This window comes from Micromonospora sp. NPDC049004 (assembly GCF_040649315.1).
GTDB lineage: Bacteria > Actinomycetota > Actinomycetes > Mycobacteriales > Micromonosporaceae > Micromonospora.
The window spans coordinates 20,641-40,547 of sequence record NZ_JBEZFG010000007.1 but is presented as its reverse complement, the minus strand read 5'-3'; the positions used below and the strand labels follow the sequence as shown (position 1 = coordinate 40,547).

At 73.7% G+C, this 19,907-nt stretch carries 17 protein-coding genes; 7 read left to right on the top strand and 10 right to left on the bottom strand.

All coding sequences use genetic code 11. The annotated features are described in order from the left end of the window. Positions 1 to 14: 14 nt before the first annotated feature. Positions 15 to 254 (top strand): DUF397 domain-containing protein, encoded by a 240-nt coding sequence (locus tag AB0B97_RS21280; protein ID WP_234587666.1) that lies wholly within the window; start codon positions 15 to 17, stop codon positions 252 to 254. A gap of 213 nt (positions 255 to 467) precedes the next feature. Then, positions 468 to 743, top strand: a complete 276-nt coding sequence (locus tag AB0B97_RS21275) for a hypothetical protein (RefSeq protein WP_234587668.1) — start codon at positions 468 to 470, stop codon at positions 741 to 743. 124 nt (positions 744 to 867) lie between these two features. Here AB0B97_RS21275 and nudC read toward each other — a convergent pair whose 3' ends face one another. From nudC to AB0B97_RS21260, 3 genes are read right to left on the bottom strand one after another with little or no spacing between them, the layout of a single operon-like run. Beyond that, positions 868 to 1,827, bottom strand: a complete 960-nt coding sequence (gene nudC / locus AB0B97_RS21270; protein WP_357495788.1) for an NAD(+) diphosphatase — start codon at positions 1,825 to 1,827, stop codon at positions 868 to 870. A gap of 52 nt (positions 1,828 to 1,879) precedes the next feature. Beyond that, the gene (locus AB0B97_RS21265; RefSeq protein WP_357495786.1) at positions 1,880 to 3,223 is read right to left on the bottom strand and encodes a pitrilysin family protein; all 1,344 of its coding nucleotides are present in this window, start codon (positions 3,221 to 3,223) and stop codon (positions 1,880 to 1,882) included. A 55-nt stretch (positions 3,224 to 3,278) separates the two neighbouring features. Then, positions 3,279 to 4,589, bottom strand: coding sequence for a pitrilysin family protein (locus AB0B97_RS21260; protein WP_357495784.1), 1,311 nt, complete (start codon positions 4,587 to 4,589; stop codon positions 3,279 to 3,281). A gap of 173 nt (positions 4,590 to 4,762) precedes the next feature. On the opposite strand from AB0B97_RS21260, the gene AB0B97_RS21255 reads away from it, so the two are divergent. The 5 genes from AB0B97_RS21255 to AB0B97_RS21235 all read left to right on the top strand — a co-directional run bounded on the left by AB0B97_RS21255 (position 4,763) and on the right by AB0B97_RS21235 (position 8,513). Further along, on the top strand, positions 4,763 to 5,047 hold the full coding sequence (locus AB0B97_RS21255; protein WP_357495782.1) for a hypothetical protein: 285 nt from the start codon (positions 4,763 to 4,765) through the stop codon (positions 5,045 to 5,047). A 237-nt stretch (positions 5,048 to 5,284) separates the two neighbouring features. Then, a complete protein-coding gene (locus AB0B97_RS21250) occupies positions 5,285 to 6,349 on the top strand; it encodes an ABC transporter substrate-binding protein (protein ID WP_357495780.1) in 1,065 nt (354 codons plus the stop codon). Beyond that, entirely contained in the window at positions 6,346 to 7,125 is a 780-nt protein-coding gene (locus AB0B97_RS21245) for an ABC transporter ATP-binding protein (protein WP_357495778.1), read from the top strand. Before AB0B97_RS21250 ends, AB0B97_RS21245 begins: the two co-directional genes overlap by 4 nt. Further along, complete coding sequence (locus AB0B97_RS21240; protein WP_234587683.1) at positions 7,115 to 7,999, top strand: ABC transporter permease; 885 nt, start codon at positions 7,115 to 7,117, stop codon at positions 7,997 to 7,999. Before AB0B97_RS21245 ends, AB0B97_RS21240 begins: the two co-directional genes overlap by 11 nt. 1 nt (position 8,000) lies before the next feature. After that, complete coding sequence (locus tag AB0B97_RS21235; protein ID WP_357495776.1) at positions 8,001 to 8,513, top strand: Rrf2 family transcriptional regulator; 513 nt, start codon at positions 8,001 to 8,003, stop codon at positions 8,511 to 8,513. Positions 8,514 to 8,754: 241 nt separating this feature from the next. Here the strand turns inward: AB0B97_RS21235 and AB0B97_RS21230 are convergent, their stop codons facing one another. The 7 genes from AB0B97_RS21230 to AB0B97_RS21200 all read right to left on the bottom strand — a co-directional run bounded on the left by AB0B97_RS21230 (position 8,755) and on the right by AB0B97_RS21200 (position 19,789). Then, positions 8,755 to 8,955 (bottom strand): hypothetical protein, encoded by a 201-nt coding sequence (locus AB0B97_RS21230; protein ID WP_357495774.1) that lies wholly within the window; start codon positions 8,953 to 8,955, stop codon positions 8,755 to 8,757. 251 nt (positions 8,956 to 9,206) lie between these two features. Next, positions 9,207 to 10,520, bottom strand: a complete 1,314-nt coding sequence (locus tag AB0B97_RS21225; protein WP_234587689.1) for a DEAD/DEAH box helicase — start codon at positions 10,518 to 10,520, stop codon at positions 9,207 to 9,209. Between the two features lie 223 nt (positions 10,521 to 10,743). Further along, complete coding sequence (locus AB0B97_RS21220) at positions 10,744 to 10,947, bottom strand: cold-shock protein (protein ID WP_007464836.1); 204 nt, start codon at positions 10,945 to 10,947, stop codon at positions 10,744 to 10,746. Positions 10,948 to 11,173: 226 nt separating this feature from the next. Beyond that, the gene (locus tag AB0B97_RS21215; protein ID WP_357495771.1) at positions 11,174 to 14,581 is read right to left on the bottom strand and encodes an ATP-dependent DNA helicase; all 3,408 of its coding nucleotides are present in this window, start codon (positions 14,579 to 14,581) and stop codon (positions 11,174 to 11,176) included. Then, positions 14,578 to 18,255: an ATP-dependent DNA helicase gene (locus tag AB0B97_RS21210; RefSeq protein ID WP_357495769.1), complete on the bottom strand. Its 3,678-nt coding sequence runs from the start codon at positions 18,253 to 18,255 to the stop codon at positions 14,578 to 14,580. Before AB0B97_RS21210 ends, AB0B97_RS21215 begins: the two co-directional genes overlap by 4 nt. A 125-nt stretch (positions 18,256 to 18,380) precedes the next feature. Next, the gene (locus tag AB0B97_RS21205) at positions 18,381 to 18,926 is read right to left on the bottom strand and encodes a TIGR00730 family Rossman fold protein (RefSeq protein ID WP_357495767.1); all 546 of its coding nucleotides are present in this window, start codon (positions 18,924 to 18,926) and stop codon (positions 18,381 to 18,383) included. Continuing rightward, positions 18,926 to 19,789 (bottom strand): TIGR00730 family Rossman fold protein, encoded by an 864-nt coding sequence (locus AB0B97_RS21200; RefSeq protein ID WP_357495765.1) that lies wholly within the window; start codon positions 19,787 to 19,789, stop codon positions 18,926 to 18,928. The genes AB0B97_RS21205 and AB0B97_RS21200 overlap by 1 nt, the downstream gene beginning before the upstream one ends. Between the last annotated feature and the right edge of the window lie 118 nt (positions 19,790 to 19,907).

Sequence of the window (19,907 nt, the reverse complement as noted above, 5' to 3'; positions counted from 1 at the left end):
TCAGGAGCAGAGCCATGAACGACATCCACAACACGCCGTCCGTCTCCGCCAGCTCGTTGGCGGACGCCCCGTGGCGTAAAAGCACCCGCAGCCAGACCTCCAACTGCGTGGAGGTCGCCCCTCTGGGCACCGGCCCGTCGGCTGTCGCGCTGCGCGACAGCAAGGACCGGGGCGGTCCGGTGCTGCTCTTCAACCGGGCCGGGTGGCTCGGTTTCATCGGCGGAGCAAAGACGGGCCAGTTCGATCTGAACTGATCCTCCCGACCGGGGCGGGGCCGTTGGCATGATGCCGGCGGCCCCGTCGCCCTTTCGGTGGCAACCCCGCTGACCAGGCATCCGCCGATCGGACGAGGCTCGAAACCAATAGGCGCGTTTCACTTGCTGGGATGAACACGGGGCGTAACATGGCCCACGGGAACGTGGAACTTCCACACTGGCTCATTCGTCGCGGTTCATCCGGAGACCCTTATGCGGTTCCTGATCGTTCGCACCGACATCCGCACCGTCGCCGACGGGGACATCGCCGCCGCCTGGGCGGACGGCCATCGCCTCCGCGACGAGACGACCACGCCGGAACCGCGCCGGCAGACCGTGCACGCCGAGGACCGGGACGCCGCGTTGCTGCTGGCCCGAGCCCTGTCGACGGTCGGCGCGGTGCGCGCCGGCAAGCAACGGGTCAAGGTCCTGCCACTCGGCGAGCCGCGGCCCGCCTTCCGGCGCAGACCCGGGCGCACCGGCACCTGACCCCGGACGTCCGTCGTGGTCGGCTCGGCTCCCCCGCCGCGTCAATCGCTCCCGCCGACCACGACGGCCCGTGTTCCCGGCCCGTGACCGCCGCGGCAACGGTGGCCACGGGCCGGGACCGTGCTCAATGGTCGGCGTCCACCCAGCCATCCAGCCAGCGGTGGATGAGGAACAACGCGATCGACGACGGTGGCGGCAGGATCAGCCGCGCCCCGTCCCCCACGTCCACGGTCCTCCCCGCACCCGCGGCCCCGATCTCCGCGCGGCTGAACCACCTGGCGTACGCGATCTCGGACGGGTCGACCTGCACCGGATCCGCCGGGTCCGCGCTGGCCAGGAAGCCCAGCATCAGTGAGCCCGGGAACGGCCAGGCCTGGCTGCCGACGTACCTGATCCGCTCGACGGAGATGCCCACCTCCTCACGGACCTCGCGCAGCACGGCGGCCTCGGCGGACTCCCCCGGCTCGACGTACCCGGCCAGGCAGGAGTAGCGCCGACCACCCGGGGTGCCCGGCCAGCCGGCGTTGTTGCCGAGCAGGCAGCGGCCCTCGGGGCCGTCGACGCCGTCGTGCACCAGCACGATCATCGCCGGGTCGGTACGCGGCCAGATCCGCCCGCCGTCACGATCCACCCGGGACCAGCCGGCCTCGTCCATCACTGTCGGCGCTCCGGTCGCCGTCGAGTAGCCGTGCCGGGTGTGCCAGTTGAGCAGCGCGAGCGCCGTGGTGAAGATGCCCGCCTCCCGGTCGCCGAGCAGGTGGCCCACCTCGCGCAGGTTGACCGGCCGGGTGCCCGGCACCGTCGGCAGCGGCGCATCGAGCGCGAAGACCGGCACCCCGTCCGGCTCGACACCGAGGAACATCGCCGTCGACTCGGCGCCGGTCGGCACGTCGGCCGCGCCGAACAGCACCAGCGCGGGAGGCGACACGTCGGTACGGGCGAGCGTCCGCCCGCCGTCGGTCGAGTCGAGCAGCAGGATCCGGCCGCGCAGCCACGCCTCGGTCAGCCACTGCGCGTCGCCCCGCCGGTGGGCGGCGCGATCCAGCGTGGACCGCGCCAGCGGCGGCGCCGTCTCCCCGCTCACGTCAGCGCTCCGCCGCAGGCAGACACCCGGACCGGCGGGCCGTGGCGGTGCCTCACGGCTGCACCGGTTCGGTGTGGACCGGCGTCAGCGCGGCCAGCCCCGGGGTGATCCGCTCGGCGTCGCCGAGCACGACCACCGCCGCACGAGCCGGCGCCAGATAGTGGGCGGCAGCCCGCGCCACGTCGTCGACCGTCGCCTTCGCCAGGCGGGCCGCGTACTCCGCGAGGAACTCCAGCCGCAGGCCGTTCCCGGCGTACGCGCTGGTCAGCGCGGCCAGACCGGCCTGGGTGGACATGCCGAGCTGGAGGGTGCCCAGGGCGTACTGGCGGGCCTGCTCCAGCTCCTCCGGCTTCGGCGGCAGCGACGCCAGCCGGCCCAGCTCGTACGTCGTCTCCAGCAGCGCCGGGCCAGTGACCTCGGTGGCCACCTCGGCGCCGGCGACCAGAACCGACCCGGCCACCGAGTGCTCGATCACCGAGTGCGGGCCGTACGTGTAGCCCTTGTCCTCGCGGATGTTCTCCACCCAGCGGGACGAGAAGTAGCCCCCGAAGATCAGGTTGGCGAGTTGCAGCGGCGCGTGGTCCGGGTCGGTACGCGGCACGGCGGGCAGCGCGACCCGCAGCGAGGACTGCACCGAGCCGGGCCGGTCGACAAGCAGCAGCGGCCCCGGCTCCAGCGGCGGGGTGGCCGGCAGGGTAGCCGTATGCCCGGCGCCGGCCCACCCATCGAGCGCCCGCTCGGCCGCGTCCAGCGCCTTTTCCGGCTGTACGTCGCCGACCACCACCAGCTGCGCCCCGGCGGGGTGCACCCGCTCGGCGTGCAGGCTGCGCAGGGCCGCCGGCCGGACGGCACGGATCTGGTCCGGTTCGGGGGTCTGCGTCGCGTACGGGTGTCGCCCGTAGATCCGCTTCAGCAGCGCCTCCCGGGCCAGGTGCGCCGGCTGGCTCTGGGCGACCTGGATCCGATCGATCAGCCGGTCCCGCTCGGCGGCGACCTCGTCGCTGGGGTAACTGGCGCCGGTCAGCACCTCGGCCAGCAGCTCCAGCATCCGGTCCAGGCCGGTGACCAGGCCGGCGCCGGAGAGCATCAGCCGGTCCGGGTCGACGCCCGCGGACAGTCCGCCGCCCACCTTCTGCAGCTCGGCGGCCAACTGCACGCTGGTCATCGACTCGGTGCCGGAGAGCATGGTCTGTGAGAGCATCGCGCCGCGCGCGAGGTGGGCGCGGCCGAACGGCACCCAGAGCCGCAGCTCGACCAGGGGCACCGCCGGCCGGCGTACGGCGATCACGGTGAGCCCGTTGCGCAGCGTGCGTTCGGCCTGCTTGGGCACCTTGAGTTTGCGGGTGGGGCCGAGCGGGGGCAGCGTACGCGGGGCGGTGCTGGCGGTGGTGGTCACTGTGTCACCTTCGTTCGCGACTGCGGGGCTCGCAGAACCGGCTCACTCCTCGCGCTCACCGGGCGCCTCCGGGGATGACCTCGACGGCGGCGCGGCGCTCCGGGCGCAGGGTGGCCGCGGCGGCCCGGACCTGCTCCTCGGTGACGTCGCCGACCAGTCGGGGCAGGTCGTTGAGCAGGCCCGGCTCGCCGCGTTGCTGTTCCAGAACGGCCATCCGTAGCGCCCGGCCGAGCACCGCGTCGGTGTCGCGCAGCAGGTGGGTGGCCATCCGGGCCTGGGTGCGGGCCAGCTCGCCGTCGGTCAGCCCGTCGGTGGCCAGCCGGTCCAGCTCCTCGTCGATGGTGCGCAGCACCTTGTCCACGTCGCCGCCGGGCGGCAGGTGCGCCTGGAGCAGCAGCGCGGTGGGGTCGCGGACGTCGAACGGGTCGCCCATGAAGCCGAGGTAGCCGCCGAGGCTGGTCACCGTGCGGTCGCGCTGGACCAGTCGTTCGACCAGCCGGGACGCGTCGCCGTCGGTGAGCACCTCGGCCAGCACCACGTACGGCAGGTAGCCGGCGAAGTCGCCGACCGGGTCGGGCACCCGCCAGGCGCCGGCCACCGCCGGCAGCGGCGCCAGGGCATCGGTGTACGAGCTGCGCCGCTCGGCGGTCAGGTCGGGCTCGGTGAAGTCCGGCCGGCGCGGTGCGGGACGGGACGGGACGTCGCCGAAGTGCCGGGTGACCAGCTCGGTCGCCTCGGCCACGTCGATGTCACCGCTGACGGCCAGCACCGCGTTGCCGCTGGCGTAGTAGCGGCGGAAGAAGTCGGCGGCGTCCGCGACAGTGGCCGACTCCAGGTCGTCGAACGAGCCGTAGCCGTCGTGCGCGTTCGGGAACGTGTCGAACATGACCGGCGGCAGGGTCAGCCAGGGAAAGCCGCCGTACGGCCGGTTGAGGACGTTGACCCGGATCTCCTCCTTGACCACGTCGACCTGGTTGCGCAGGGTCTCCTCGGTCAGTCGGGGCCCGCGCATCCGGTCCGCCTCCAGGAACAGCGCGCGCTCCAGCGCGTTGCTCGGCAGCGTCTCGAAGTAGTCGGTGTAGTCCAGGTGGGTGGAGCCGTTGAACGTGCCGCCGGCACCCTGCACGTGCCGGAAGTGGGCCAGTTTCTCCAGGTTCTCCGAGCCCTGGAACATCAGGTGCTCGAAGAGGTGGGCGAAGCCGGTGCGCCCCTGGGGCTCGGAGCGGATGCCGACGTCGTAGACCACCGCCACCCCGATCACCGGGGCACTGCGATCGGGGGTCAGGACCACCCGCAGGCCGTTGTCGAGGGTGAACCGCTCGACCGGGTACTTCGTCGCTGGAATTCTGGATCTCCGCGCCGCCACGGGATCGACCCTAGCGCGTCGGCATCCCCGCCACCGGCGACCTACCGGAGCCGCGGCCACAGAGACCGGGAGAGGGCGTGCGCCGCGTACGGGACTGCGACCGGCTCGGCCGTGACGGCCGCGTCCCGGGCCGGTGGGGAGCGGACGGCCTGCGGTACGGCGACAATGGGGGGATGAAGCGAGACGTACGCCTGATGCGGTTGACCGGGGCGCGCGCGAACGGCGCAGCGGCGACGGGCGCGGCGACCACCGGCGCGCGGGCGACAGGCGCGGCGGCCACCGGCGCGGTTGCGCTCGGCGCCCTCGCCGTGGGCGCGCTGGCCGTCGGGGCCGTGGCCGTCGGGGCGCTGACAATCGGGCGGCTGGCGATCCGCCGGGCGGTGGTGCGGGAGCTGCGCGTCGGTCGGCTGGAGATCGACGAGCTGGTGGTCCGCAACCGACCCTCCTCCGAGGGATGACAGGGGTCGGCACACGGACGACGTCGGCGCGTACTCGTCGATGCGTCCACCACCTCGACGTGGCTGCCGCAAGCGTCCGCGCCTGACGCGCGCGACCTGCTTGGCCTAGCAAGCAGGTAGGAAATGCCGACATATCTGAGACGCACCATCCCGCCATGTGGATGGGTCTTGACGCTGCACGCGGCCTGGCCCAGTCTTCCTACCAAGTAAGTAGGAATACTGCGGATTGGATGGACGATGAGACGGCTCCCCCTGCGCCGGTTGGTCACCCTGGCCACCCTCGCCGCCCTCGGCGCGGCGACCCTGGGCAGCACCGCCGCGTGCGGCGACGACAGCGAGGGCGCGGGGGGCGGTTCCGGCCCGGTGACCCTGCGGCTCGGCTACTTCCCCAACATCACTCACGCGCCGGCCGTCGTCGGCGTGGAGAAGGGCATCTTCGCCGAGAAGCTCGGCGCAGACGTCAAGCTGGACCCGAAGACCTTCAACGCCGGCCCGGCCGCCATCGAGGCCGTCTTCTCCGGCGCGCTGGACGCGACGTACATCGGCCCGAACCCCACAGTGAACGCGTTCTCCAAGTCCAAGGGCGAGGCCGTCCGGGTCATCTCCGGCGCCGCCTCCGGAGGCGTGGCGCTTGTCGTCAAGCCCGGCATCAACGGCCCGCAGGACCTCAAGGGCAAGAAGGTCGCCACCCCGCAGCTCGGCAACACCCAAGACGTGGCGGTCCGCTACTGGCTCAAGCAGCAGGGGCTGACCACCACCAAGGAGGGCGGTGGCGACGTCAAGATCGTGCCGCAGGAGAACGCCCAGACGGTGGAGACCTTCTCCAGCGGCGCGATCGACGCCGCCTGGGTGCCCGAGCCGTTCGTCTCCCGGCTGGTCAACGCCGGCGGCAAGGTGCTCGTCGACGAGCGCGACCTGTGGCCGGACAAGAAGTTCGTCATCACCAACCTGCTGGTCAGCACGAAGTTCCTCAAGGCACACCCGGACGTGGTGCAGAAGCTGGTCGACGGCCAGGTGGCCGCGAACGAGTTCGTCAACACCAAGCCGGACGAGGCCCAGCAGGCCATCTCCGACGCCATCGGCAAGATCACCGGCAAGCCGCTGGACCTCAAGCTGATCAAGCAGGCGTGGCCGACGTTGGAGTTCACCAACGACCCGATCCCCACCTCCCTCAAGGCCGGTCTCGACCACGCCGTCGAGGTCAAGCTGACCGAGCCGGTGGACCTCAAGGGCCTGTACGACCTGACGTACCTCAACAAGTCGCTCAAGGCGGCCGGCAAGCCCGAGGTCACCCAGCCATGACGTCGACCACGACGACACCGGAGAGCGCGACCACCGCTGTCGCGCTCTCCGGTGTGACCAAGGTGTACGGACGCGGGCCGAGCGCGGTGCTGGCCCTGGACGGGGTCTCCCTGGACGTGGCGCCGGGTGAGTTCGTGTGCCTCGTCGGCGCGTCCGGCTGCGGCAAGAGCACCCTGCTCAACCTGGTCGCCGGCCTGGACCGGCCCAGCGGCGGGCAGATCGGCATCGCCGGCGACGCCAATCCGGGGCTGATGTTCCAGGAGCCGGCGCTCTTCCCCTGGCTGACCGTCGAGGCCAACGTCGAGGTGCCGCTGAAGCTGCGCGGGCTGCCCCGCGCCGAGCGCCGCGAGCGGGTCGCCGAGCTGCTGCGCACGGTGCACCTCGCCGAGTTCGGCCGCAAGCGTCCACACGAGCTGTCCGGCGGAATGCGGCAGCGGGTCGCGCTGGCCCGCACGCTGGCCCTGGACACGCCGGTGCTGCTGATGGACGAGCCGTTCGGCGCGCTGGACGCCATGACCCGCGACATCCTGCACGACGAACTGGAACGGATCTGGTCCGAGCGCCGGCTCTCGGTGCTCTTCGTCACGCACAACGTCCGCGAGGCCGCCCGCCTGGCCGACCGGATCATCCTGCTCTCCAGCCGGCCCGGCCGGATCATCTACTCCACCGAAGTGGACATCCCACGGCCACGGCGGATCGACTCGCCCGAGGTCGCCGCGATCGCCGCCGAGGTCACCGAACGGCTCCGCACGGAGGTAGGCCGCCATGGCCAGTGACACCCTCACCAGCACGGCACGCAGCGACGCGGAGATCTCCGGCCTGGACGCGCTGGAGATCGCCGGACGGGAGAAGGAGGTATCCCGCGGCACCCGGCTCTGGGCGGCCACCTGGCCCAAGCTCGCCGCGCTGGCCATCGTGCTCCTGGCCTGGCAGGTGGTGGTCTGGTCGGGCTGGAAACCGCCGTACTCCCTGCCGGGCCCGCTGGTCGTGGGTCGCGAGTTGGCGACCCAGGCCCAGGGTCCGCAGCTCTGGGAGGGCCTGGCCACCACGCTGCGCCGCGCGGCCGTCGGGTACGTCTTCTCGGTAGCTGTCGGCCTGCTGCTGGGCCTCGCGGTGGCCCGCTCCCGGGTGCTGCGCGCCGCCATCGGCTCGATGATCACCGCGTTGCAGACCATGCCGTCGATCGCCTGGTTCCCGCTGGCCATCCTGCTGTTCGAGCTGAGCGAGAAGGCGATCTTCTTCGTGGTGGTGCTCGGCGCCGCGCCGTCCATCGCCAACGGCGTGATCTCCGGTGTGGACTACGTACCGCCGCTGCTGCTGCGCGCCGGACGCAACCTGGGCGCGCGGGGGCTCAACCTCTACCGGTACGTGATCGCACCGGCCGCCCTGCCGGCGATCGTCGCGGGCCTCAAGCAGGGTTGGGCGTTCTCCTGGCGGAGTCTGATGGCCGGCGAGCTGATCGTCGTCGGCATCTCGCAGACGTCGCTGGGCGCCCAGCTCACCTACTCGCGGGAGCTGTCCGACGCGCCGTGGCTACTCTCCACAATGATCGTCATCCTGGTGCTGGGCCTCGTCGTGGACGCGGCCTTCGGCGCGGCCGACAAGGCGATCCGCCGTCGCTGGGGCGTACTGGACCAGGCTGGTCAGTGACGTGTACGTCTCCGCGCGCAGCGACTACGCGCTCCGGGCGATGCTGGCCGTCGCTGCCGCCGTACGCGGCGGCGACGCGGGCGGTGGTGGCGCTGGCGGCGGTGGCGCTGGCGCTGGCGGTGGTGGCGCTGGCGGTGGTGGCGCTGCCGGTGGTGGCGCGGGCGAGTTGGTGAAGGCGGGCAGCCTCGCCGAGGCGCAGGAGATCCCGCTCAGCTTCCTGCAGGGCATCCTGCTCGACCTGCGCCGGGCCGGCCTGCTGCACAGCCACCGCGGCGCCGAGGGCGGATACACGCTGACCCGGCCAGCCGAGGAGATCACCGTCGGCGATGTGCTGCGCGCGGTAGGTGGCTCGCTGACCACGGTACGCGGGCTGCCGGCCGAACGCGCCGGCTACCACGGGGTGGCCGCCGGGCTCACCGACGTCTGGCTGGCCGTGCACGGGGCGATCGCCACAGTCGTCGACAGCACCACCCTGGCAAACCTGCTAACCCACAACCAAACCCCCACCCCCTAACCACCCAGGCCCCGCACCCCGGGCCCCGACCCCGACCCCGACCCCGCGATCTTGCACTTTCTGTCGCGACAAAGGGGATGTATCGCAACGAATCAACGACAGGAAATGCAAGATCGGCGCGGTCGTGGCGGCGTGGCTCGTGGGCGGTGTGGTCGGGTCGGTGCCCCGCCGACCCGACCACACCTCGTACCGATCCTGACCGGGCCTGCCCCTGGGCCGGCACCGGTCGGCCGGTCGCTGCTCAGCCCCGGTGCTCGACCATCGGGCCGGAGCCCGGATCGTCGGGACTGTGCAGCTCCACCAGACCGGCGGGAGCATTGCCCCCCGCGGTGGCATGCCAGGGCGCGAACGCCGCGACCATCGCGAGCAGCAACCCGGCGAGCCCGACCGCGGCCACCAGGATCAGTTCGCGCAGCGCCCCCGAGCCGGCTTCGCCCGCCATGGTCACCCCTCCCACACCGGGCCCCCCGCCCGGCTTCCCCCGGTGGCCAGCTTCGACCACACCGGGCCGGGGCACAGTCGGCCAGCCGACCAAGCCGCGGCTGATATTCGACTCGTCCGGCGGCCGGGCGGTGCGGTTCATCGACCGCCACGACAGTCGAGGAGGCCGATCCGGGGCGCGACCCGGACCACCCCGCACACAAACCGACCCGCCCAGCCGAAGCGGGGCGGGTCGGTGACGTGCGTGGAGCGTCAGACGGTACGCGGGCGGCGCGGGCGACGGGACCGACCCGACGCGCGGTGGGCCGGGCGGGCGCCGCCGTCGGTGGCCGAGCCACCGGCTGCGCGTCCCCGACTGACAGCCACCGGCGGGGCGGCGATCGTCACCGGCACACCGGACGGCTCACGCGCCCCGGTGACCCGGACCAGCGCCTCGTCACCCGGGCGCACCTGGACCGACTGCGGCCGGATGCCGGCGGTGGCCATCAGCCGGGACACGTCCCGGCGCTGCTCGGGCAGGACGAGGGTGACCACGGAGCCGGACTCGCCGGCGCGGGCCGTCCGACCGCCCCGGTGCAGGTAGTCCTTCGCCTCGGTCGGCGGGTCCACGTTGACGACCATGTCGAGGCCGTCGACGTGGATGCCCCGGGCCGCCACGTCCGTGGCGACCAGGGCGGTCACCTGGCCGTTGCGGAACTGCTCCAGGATGCGGGTGCGCTGCGGCTGCGACTTGCCACCGTGCAGCGCGGCGGCGCGTACACCCTTGGAGAGCAACTGGCGCGCGAGCCGGTCCGCGCGGTGCTTGGTGCCCATGAAGAGGATGGTGCGACCCTCGCGGGCGGCGATCCGGGTCAGCGCGTCGGGCTTGTCGAGCGCGTCGACGTGCAGTACGTGGTGGGTCATCGCGGTGACCGTGGCGGTGCCCGGGTCGACCGAGTGGGTGACCGGGCTGCTGAGGAAGCGGCGGACCAGCCGGTCCACGCCGCCGTCCAGGGTGGCGGAGAAGAGCATCCGCTGACCCTGCGGGGCGACCTGCTCCAGCAGCTTGGTCACCTGCGGCAGGAAGCCCATGTCGGCCATCTGGTCGGCCTCGTCCAGCACGGTGATCTCGACCTGGTCGAGCCGGGCGTCGCCACGGTTGATCAGGTCGTGCAGCCGGCCGGGAGTCGCCACGACCACCTCGGCGCCGGCGCGCAGCGCGTCCGCCTGGCGCTGCAACGACAACCCGCCGACGACTGTGGCGCAGCGCAGGCCGACGGCGCGGGCGTACGGAGCCAGTGCGGTGGTCACCTGCTGCGCCAGCTCGCGGGTCGGCACCAGCACCAGGGCCAGCGGGCGACCCGGCCGGGCCTTGCGGCCGGCGGTGCGCGAGAGCAGGGGAAGCCCGAAGGCGAGCGTCTTACCCGAGCCGGTACGACCCCGGCCGAGCACGTCCCGGCCCGCGAGCGAGTCCGGAAGAGTGGCCGACTGGATCGGGAACGGCTCGGTGATGCCCTGTGCGGTCAGCGCGCTCAGCAGCGCCGGCGCCAGACCGGTATGGGCGAAAGACGGAATAACTGTGGTCACGCAGAAGCCTTCCTCGACGCGGCACGTGTCGAGGGAGGGCGCCGAAGTCGGCGCTGTCAACCGGCGGCGCAGGGCAGCCAGGACTCACAAGCACGAACCGATTGGAGTACGGGCCGGCCCGCCGCCGGGCCGCCGCCTGCGGAGGCAGGCGACGGCGAGGCGGGCCGGTCCCGTCACCGTCACACCCGGAGGGCGCGACAGGTAATGCTGACCGATCCGAAGATCAGAGCGGGCGGATGTTCTCCGCCTGCGGGCCCTTCTGGCCCTGGGTCACCTCGAACTCGACCCGCTGGTTCTCGTCCAGGCTCCGGTAGCCGGAGGACTGGATCGCCGAGAAGTGGGCGAAGACGTCAGCGCCGCCGCCGTCCGGGGTGATGAAGCCGAAGCCCTTGTCAGCGTTGAACCACTTCACGGTGCCAATAGCCATGTGTTTCGTCTCCTTGACGGAACGTCGGACTCGCACTTGTTGCGTGCCCGAAGAGGAGCGCTCCGCGCGGGGATGCGCGAATCGCCTGTCGCTTCTGGTCGCCCCGCCCGGAGAACTCCGGACACAACAAAGAGCGCCTGGGGCCACAATCCCGCCAGGCGCACACAGAGTCTCTGGTAACCAAAACTGCAACCCGGTCAACGTATCATGGTTTTCCCGCGAGCGGTCAATCTTGGGCGGAATCTTCGGGCAACTGGCTGATCATGGCCGTGAGCCCGGTCACATCCAGCAGGTCGGCGGGCCGAACGGTCGTGCCGTGGCGGACGTAGTGGAAGGCCGCGCCCACCCGGTCGACCGGCACGCCAGCCAGCTCCGCCCAGGCCAACCGGTACACGGCCAACTGCACGGCGGCCACCTCCGCCGCCGGCCCGGTCGGCTGCGCGCCGGTCTTCCAGTCGACCACGTCGAACCGCCCACCCGGCCGGGCGAAGACCGCGTCCATCCGCCCCCGCACCACCACTCCGGCGATGACCGTGGCGAACGGCACCTCCACCTCCACCGGTGACCGGTCGGCCCACTCGCTGGCCAGGAACCGCTCCTGCAACTCGACAAGCGCCTCGTCCGGCGCGGCGTCCGCGTCGGCCGCACCGGGCAGCTCGTCCAGGTCGAGCAGACGGTCGGCACCGAAGCGCTGCTCCAACCAGGCATGGAACGCGGTGCCGCGACGGGCGTACGGGTTCGGCTCGGTCGGCACCGGACGGCGCAGCGTACGGGCCAGCCCGGCCGGGTCACGCCGCAACGCCACCAGCTGGGTGACGCTCAACTGCCCGGGCAGGGCCACCTCGACCGCGCCGGACAGCCTGGTCAGCTCGGCCCGCTCGGCCAGCAGCAGATCCGCCTCACGCCGCCAGCGCGCCACCTCCGGATCGGGCTCCGGATCGGCCGCCGGACCGATCGGCGTGGCGACCACCGGTCCCACCGGCCCGACAGCCACCGACGCCGGACCGTCCGTCATCAGGCGGCGCACCAGCCCGGCCGCCTCGGCCAACGCCGGCCGGCGACCACCCAGCGGGTCGGCCGGCCACTCCGCGCGCAGCACCACCTCGGCCGTCGGGTTCGTGGCGTCCGGGGTGGGCTCCGGCGCCCACGCGTCGACCAGGTGCCCCGAGCCGCCGTCCAGGCAGGCGTCGTACACCTCGCGAAGGAAGACCGACGGACCCCGCGGCCGCTTCGTGCCCTCCCCCCACCAGTAGCCGGAGCACAGCAACAGCCGGCGCGGGCGAGTGACCGCCACGTACGTCAGCCGGCGCTCCTCCCGCTCGTCGTGGGCCCGCCAGGCGTCGGTGAAGTCGGCCACCGCCCGGGCCACCGCCCGCTGGTCGGCGGCGTCGTCGAGCGCCAGCTCCGGCAACCCGTCGGCGTCGCCGCGCAGCGGGAACGGCAGCACGCCGAGCCCGCCCAGCCAGTGGTCGGAGTTGCGCACCGGCCCGGGCCACGACCCACGGCACAGCCCGGCCACCGCCACCACGTCCCACTCCAGACCCTTGGCGGCGTGCGCGGTGACCACCTGCACCGCGCCCTCCACGACCTCGACCTCGCCCGGGGCGAGACCGCGCTCCTCGTCCTCGGCGGCGGCCAGGTAGGACAGGAAGCCGGACAGCGTCGCGCCGGGCGTCTCTCCGCTGAAACGGGCCGCCACGTCGCCGAGGGCGTCCAGGTGCCCCCGGGCCAGGCCGGCGTCGCCAGCGCCGTCGCGGCCGGCACGCACCGCGACCTCCACGTCCAGGCCGATGGTCCGCTCGATGTCCGCGATCAGATCCGGCAGGGCCTGGTCCAGGCGGTAGCGCAACAGCGCCAACTCCATGCCGTACGCCCGCAGCCGCGCGAACCCCTCCGCCGAGTACGCCTGCGCCGGGCCGAGGTCGGCCAACGCCTCCACCAGGGTCGCCTCGTCCAGCAGGTCGGGGGTGATGTCCGAGGTGTCGTCGGCGGCCACCTGCCGTCGGGCGTTGGCGATGGCCCGGGCCCGCCGGTGCAGCGCCACCAGGTCACGCGGCCCGATCCGCCAGCGGGCGCCGGTGAGCAGCCGCAGCAGCGCGGCCCCGTCGGTCGGGTCGGCAAGCACGCGCAGCGTGCACACCACGTCGCGGACCTCGGGAGTGTCCAGCAGACCGCCGAGGCCCACCACCTCCACCGGCAGGCCGCGCTCGCGCAACGCCGACTCGATCGCCGGGATCTGGCTGCGGACCCGGACCAGCACCGCTGTCGTCGGGCGCTGCGCCACCGGGATGTGCTCCGGCGCCGCGCCGGGCATCCGGGCCGCGCCGCGCCAGGCGGCGAGCACACTGTCGGCGATCCACGCCGCCTCGTCGGCGTACGTGGGCAGCAGCGCGCAGTGCACAGTGCCACCGGCCGCGCCGCCGGGGCTGCGGTGCGGGATCGGGTCGCGGACGGTCAGCGCCGAGCGCAGCTCCGGCACCCGGGCACCGGCCGCGCGCAACGGCGTGGACAGGGCGTTCGCCACCCGGAGGATCTCCGGCCGGTTACGCCAGCTGGTGGTGAGCCCGAGCGCCGGGGCCGGCTCACCGTCAGCGCGGGCGAACTCGGTGGGGAACCGGTCCAGGGTGCCCGCGCTGGCGCCCCGCCAGCCGTAGATGGACTGGCACGGGTCACCCACCGCCGTCACCGGATGCCCGCCACCGAACAGCGCGTTGAGCAGCACCACCTGCGCGTGGCTCGTGTCCTGGTACTCGTCGAGCAGCACCACTCGGAAGCGGTCCCGCTCGATCTCGCCGACCCCCGGGTGATCCCGGGCCACCCGCGCCGCCCGGGCGAGCTGGTCGGCGAAGTCCATCGCCTCGAAGTCCTCCTTGCGCCGCGCGTACGCCCGCACCAGCGGCAGCAGGCGCAGCCGGGTCTGTTGCAGGGCGAGCGCCTTGCGCACGTCGGCGTACACCCGGCCCGGCCGCGACTGCACCTCGGCGAAGAACCGGCCGGTCCAGGCGGCCAGCTGGTCCGGCGCGACCAGGTGCTCGTCCAGCTCACCGGCGAGCGCCAGCACCGCGTCGGTGATGGTGCTCGGCATCCGGTCCACCTCGGACATGTCGCCGTCGTAGTTGCGCACCAGCAGGTCCACCAACTGCCACCGGGACGCCTCGGTGAGCAGCCGGGTGGACGGCTCGTAGCCGGCCCGCAGACCGTGCTCGGTGACGATCCGCCCGGCGTACGAGTGGTAGGTGGAGACGGTGGGCTCACCCGCGAGCGGGTCGTCCAGCGGGTCGCAGCCCTGCCGGCCGAGCCGGCGGATCAGCTGGTCGAGCCGGGTGCGGACCCGGTGGGCCAGTTCGCCGGCAGCCTTGCGGGTGAACGTCAGTCCGAGGATCTGCTCGGGGCGCACGTACGAGTTGGCCACCAACCAGACCACCCGCGCGGCCATCGTCTCGGTCTTGCCGGACCCGGCCCCCGCCACCACCAGCAGCGGCTCCACCGGAGCGGCGATGATCGCGGCCTGTTCCCGGGTGGGCGCCGGCAGCCGCAGCAGTTTGGCCAGCTCCACCGGGGTGTACCGGGGCCCGGAGTCCGCCAGCCGGGGCGCCGGCGCGGGGCCCGCGCCGAACAGGGTGGGCTGGGTCATGGATTCTCCGGACGTCGGACGGTCGGCGGCTCGACCACCTGGCGCCCCTGCCCGGAGACCGGGCAGCTGGTGCGCACCGGGCAGACCCGGCACTTCGAGTTGGCCACCGCGGCGAACGTGGCGGCTGCCATCGTATCGGCGGTCCGCCGGACCAGCGCGGTCGCCCAGCCGGCCGCGGGCCCTTCGCCGGCCGCCGGCTGATTCTGCTCCCGGGCGTCCTTCGCGGACGTGCCGAGCTGCACCAGCGCCGCGCCGCCGGACTCGTCGCCGAACTCGGCGAACGCACCCGCCTCCACCGCCGCCTGGTACGCGCCGAGTTGCGGATGCTCGGCCAGTTCGGAGCCGGTCACCGCCGTCGACTTGCCGGTCTTGAGGTCGATCACCACCAGCCGGCCGGCGTCGTCGACCTCCAGCCGGTCGACCCGCCCGGTCAGGTCCACCGGTCGCTGCGGATCGTCCAGGCGGACCGCGAACTCGTGTTCGATGGCGAGCAGCCGGCGCGGGTTGGTGGCCAGCCAGCGCAGCAGCTTGTCGACCATCGCCTCGGCGCGCTCCCGCTCCGGGCCGGCCATCCACCGGGCCGCCAGCTCGATCGCGTCGAACCGGGCGGCCACGTAGTCGAGCAGCGCGCCCCGGTCGGCGCTGGCGTCCTCGGCGAGCATCGCGGCGGCGTGCACCAGGTTGCCCACGCCCTGCGCGGTGCTGGTCGGGCCGCTGCCCCCGTGCCGTTCCAGCAGCCAGCGCAGGCTGCACCGCAGCGCGCTCTCCATCGCCGACGGCGTGACCCGCACCGGCGCCCCCTCGTCGACCAGCGGCCGGTCGTCGGAGAGGCCGCGCAACCCCCACCAGTCGTCGGGGTGCGCGCCGGGAACCCCTGCGGCGGCGAGCCGCGCCAGCTCGGCCGCCGCCGCGCGCCGCCGGGCCGCCGGTGCGGCCGGGTCGGTGATGGCGGTACGCAGTTCGGCGACCAGCGCCGGCAGGGTGAGCGCCCGCGGCGGCCGGGTGACCGGCAGCGCGCCGGGCTGGTCCGGCTCGTCGTCATCCGCGCCATCGGCGGCGTCGTTGCCGGCCGCCGGCGCTGCCACCCGAGCCGGTCCGCCGTTACCGACCACGCCGCCACCTGCCGCGCCGTCACCAGTGCCGCCGCCAGTCGCGCCGCCACCAGTGCCGCCACCGGTCGCGCCGCCACCAGTCGCGCCGCCACCGGTCGCGCCGTCGGCGGACGGGGTGTCGTCAGGTGCGCCGGCGCTCGGGCCACCGCTCGGCGGGCCGGTGCGCGGGCCGGGTGTGCCCGGCGGCGCGGTCGGCGGGCCGGGCGTGCCCGGCGGCGTGCTTGGGCCCAGTTCGTGCAGGAATCGGCTGGGCTGCTCCTCGTGGTCGTCGCCGCCGACCGCCGCCGACGCCACGGCGCTGACCAGCAGGCGGTGGCGGGCACGGCTGATGGCGACGTGGAAGAGCCGGCGCTCCTCGTCCAGCAGAGCCGAGGTCTGGCCCACCACGTTCGCCGCCCGGGCCCCGCCGACGGACCGGCCGGCCAGCACGTCGACCAGCCGTTCGGACCCGAGCAGGCTGCCGCGCAGGCGCAGGTCCGGCCAGATGCCCTCCTGCACCCCGGCGATCGCGACCAGGTCCCACTCCAGGCCCTTCGCGGCGTGCGCGGTGAGCAGTCGTACGGCAGCGCCCCGGTCGGCGGTCGGCGCGATGGTGTCCGCCGGCAGGTCCTGGGCGAGCACGTGGTCGAGGAAGACCTCGGTACGCGCGCCGGGCAGCCGGTCGGTGAAGCGGGCCGCCGCGTCGAAGAGCACCAGCACGGCGTCCAGGTCCCGGTCGGCGGCCTCGGCTCGCCGGCGTCGGGCCAGGTCGCCCTCCCCGGCCGCCGGCCGTCCCTGGGCGATCGCGCCGGCCCAGCGTTCCGCCAGCCCACTGGCGTCCCAGACCTCCCACAGCACGGTCTCGGCGGTCGCGCCGGGTTGGGCCGCGGCGTCCCGGGCGGTGGCGAGCAGCCCGGCCACCGCCTGCGCCGGCTCCGCCCACCGCCGGTCGATGCCGGCCAGGTCCGTCGGGTCGCGCAGCGCCTCGACGATCAGCTCCCCGGACGGGCGGCGGTCACCCCCGGCCAGCGCCAGGGCGCGCAGGCCCTGACGCAGTCGCCGTTCGGCGAGCGGATCCGCGCCGCCCAGCGGCGAGTGCAGCAGCGCGACGGCCGCCTCCTCGTCGAGCCGGGCCGGTTCCAGTGCGCAGCGCAGCAGGAGCAGCAGCGGGGCCACCGCTGGTTGCAGGTGCAGGGGCAGGTCCTCGCCGTGCACCACGGTCGGCACGCCGGCGCCGTGCAGCGCGCGTTGCAGGCTGGGCAACTGCAACGCCGTGGACCGCACCAGGACCGCCATCCGCGACCACGGGACGCCGTCGAGCAGGTGCGCGGCGCGCAGCGCGTGGGCCAGCCAGGCGGCCTCGCTGGTCGCCGACCGGAACGTGTGCACCTCGACCACACCGGCCGGGGCGTCCGGCAGTGGGCGCAGCCGGCGGTGCGCCATCGGACCGCGCAGCCGGCGACCCAGCTGGGCCATCGCGGAAAGCAGGACCGGGCCGGCCCGGTACGACGTGCTCAGCAGCACCTGTGCGGCCGGTGCGCCGGAGGCCGTCCGGAAACGGTGCCCGAACGTGGTCACCCCGGCCGGGTCCGCACCACGGAAGGCGTACGTGGAGGAGTCGGGGTCGGCGAACGCGACGAGCGACTTGCCCCCGCCGGCGATGACCGAGAGCAGTTCGAGCTGGGCGGGATCGGTGTCGGCCAGTTCGTCGACGTACACGTGGGCGAGGCGGCGGCGCTCGGCGGCCAGCAGCTCCTCGTCGTCGCGCAGCAGACCGGTGGCGGCCCGGACCAGCTCGGCCGGGTCGTACGCGATCGAGCCCCGGTTGCTGACGTCGCGCAGCGCGAGCACCGAGACGTACTCCCGCAGGAAGCGGGCGGCGGCCGGCCAGTCGGCGCGGCCGAGCTTCTCGCCCAGCCGGGCCAGGTCGGCCGGGCCGACCCCGCGCTCGGCGGCGCGCATGAGCAGGTCGCGCAACTGGCCGGCGAAGGCCCGGGTCCGCAGTGCCGGGCGCAGGTCGTCCGGCCAACCGACCGGGTCGTCCTCGGGCTCCTCGCCCACCACGTCCAGCAGCTCGCGGATGATCAGATCCTGCTCGGGGCCGGTGAGCAGCCGGGGCGACGGCTCGCCGCGTTCGGCGGCGGCCCGGCGCAGCAGACCGAAGGCGTACGCCGGGAAGGTGCGCACCAGCGGCTCGCGCAGCACCCGGTAGCCGTCCTGCGCGACCCGGGCCTCGATGCGTTGGCGCAGCGCGGTGGCGCCGCGGCGACCGAAGGTCAGCACGAGGATCCGTTCGGGATCGACCCCCTCGGCGACCCGGGCGGCGACCGACTCGACGAGGGTGCTGGTCTTGCCGGTGCCGGGACCGCCGAGCACCAGCATCGGCCCGTCGGTGTGCGCGACGACCTCCTGCTGGACGGGATCGACACGCCAGCGGAGGCTCGCCGGCCCGGGTGTGCCGGCGGCCTCGACCGCATCGGCGACGGCACCGTCGCCACTCGGCACAGCGACGCCGCCGTCCGGCGCGGCCCCGTCCCCTCGCGCCGGCCCCTCGGACCGCCGCACCAACCGGTACGCCTGCATCACCAAATCCCATCACCCCCCTACGACACCAACCCACCCCAGCCGCGCTGGTCATGGGAGGTGGCGGCACGACACGCCGACGGCCCTGCCGCCACCTCTCATGACCGACCGGGTGGGACCCGGAGTCAGGGTAGGTGGGACTCCAGAGCTTTGACCGCTTCGGGGACCGTGGCGACCACGGTCAGCAGATTGCGCCCGGCGGGTTTGAGGAAATTCTGGTCGGTGATGGTGGCCAGCCAGTCCAGCAGCGGCCGGTAGAAGCCGTCCGCGTCGATCAGCACCATCGGCTTGGTGTGCAGGGCGAGGGTGGCGGTGGTCCAGACCTCGAACAGCTCGTCCAGCGTGCCCAGCCCGCCCGGCAGGGCGAGGAACGCGTCCGACCTGTCGATCATCAGGGTCTTGCGGCTGGCCATCGAGTCGGTGACCAGCAGCTCGTCCGAGGCCAGGTCGGCGACCTCCAGATCGACGAGCGCCTGCGGGATGACGCCCACGGTGCGCCCGCCGGCGGCCCGCGCGCCGTCGACCACCGCGCCCATCATGCCGACGCAACCGCCGCCGCTGACCAACGTGTGACCGCGCCGGGCCAGCTCCGCGCCGGTCTCGGTGGCGAGGTCGAGCCAGCGTCGGTCGAGGGTGCGGGACGAGGCGCAGAAGACGCAGACGGCCGCCATCAGCTCTCCCGGGGCCGGTCGGGGGCCTGCTCGGCGGCGGCCTGCTGGTCGGCGCCGGTACGCGCCACTGCCTCGTCGCGGACCGCCTCCTGCTCGACGGAGAGCGCCGCCTCGGCCTCGACGATGTGGCGGACGGCCGCGTTGACGTCGTCGGTGAGGCAGATCAGGTCCAGGTCGACCGGGCCGATCTTGCCGCTGGCGGCCATGGTGTCGCGCAGCCAGTCCAGCAGTCCCTGCCAGTAGGCGACGCCCATCAGCACGACCGGGAACCGGGTGACCTTGCCGGTCTGCACGAGGGTGAGCGCCTCGAACAGCTCGTCCATGGTGCCGAAGCCACCGGGCAGCACCACGAACGCCTGCGCGTACTTGACGAACATGGTCTTGCGGGCGAAGAAGTAGCGGAAGTCGATGGCCAGGTCGACCCAGTCGTTGATGCCCTGCTCGAACGGCAGCTCGATGCCGAGCCCGACGGAGAGCCCGCCGGCCTCGGTGGCGCCCCGGTTGGCGGCCTCCATCACTCCCGGGCCACCCCCGGTGATGACCGCGTAACCGGCCCGCGCGAGCGCGCCACCCATCTCCTCGGCGAGCCGGCACTCGGCCGTGTCCGGGCCGCTGCGGGCCGAGCCGAAGACGCTGACCGCCGGCGGCAGGTCGGCGAGGGTGTCGAAGCCCTCGACGAACTCGGAGAGGATGCGCAGCGCCCGCCAGGCGTCCCTGGTCTTCCAGTCCCCGCGCCCGCGCGAGTCCAGCAGCCGCTGGTCGGCGGTGCTGCTCGGGATCGCCCCCCGGCGCAGCGTGACGGCGCCCCGGTGCCGCTCCTGCCCCGGGCCGCGGCCGGCCTCCCGCCCGTTGTTCTGGCTCATGAGGCAACCGTAGTGGAGCCGCACACGCCGGGTGTGCGGGGCGGGGACGCCGAGAAATAGTTCGCGATCATGGGCAACTATTTGGCTTCCCCGTACGTCTTACTATTCACATACCGGG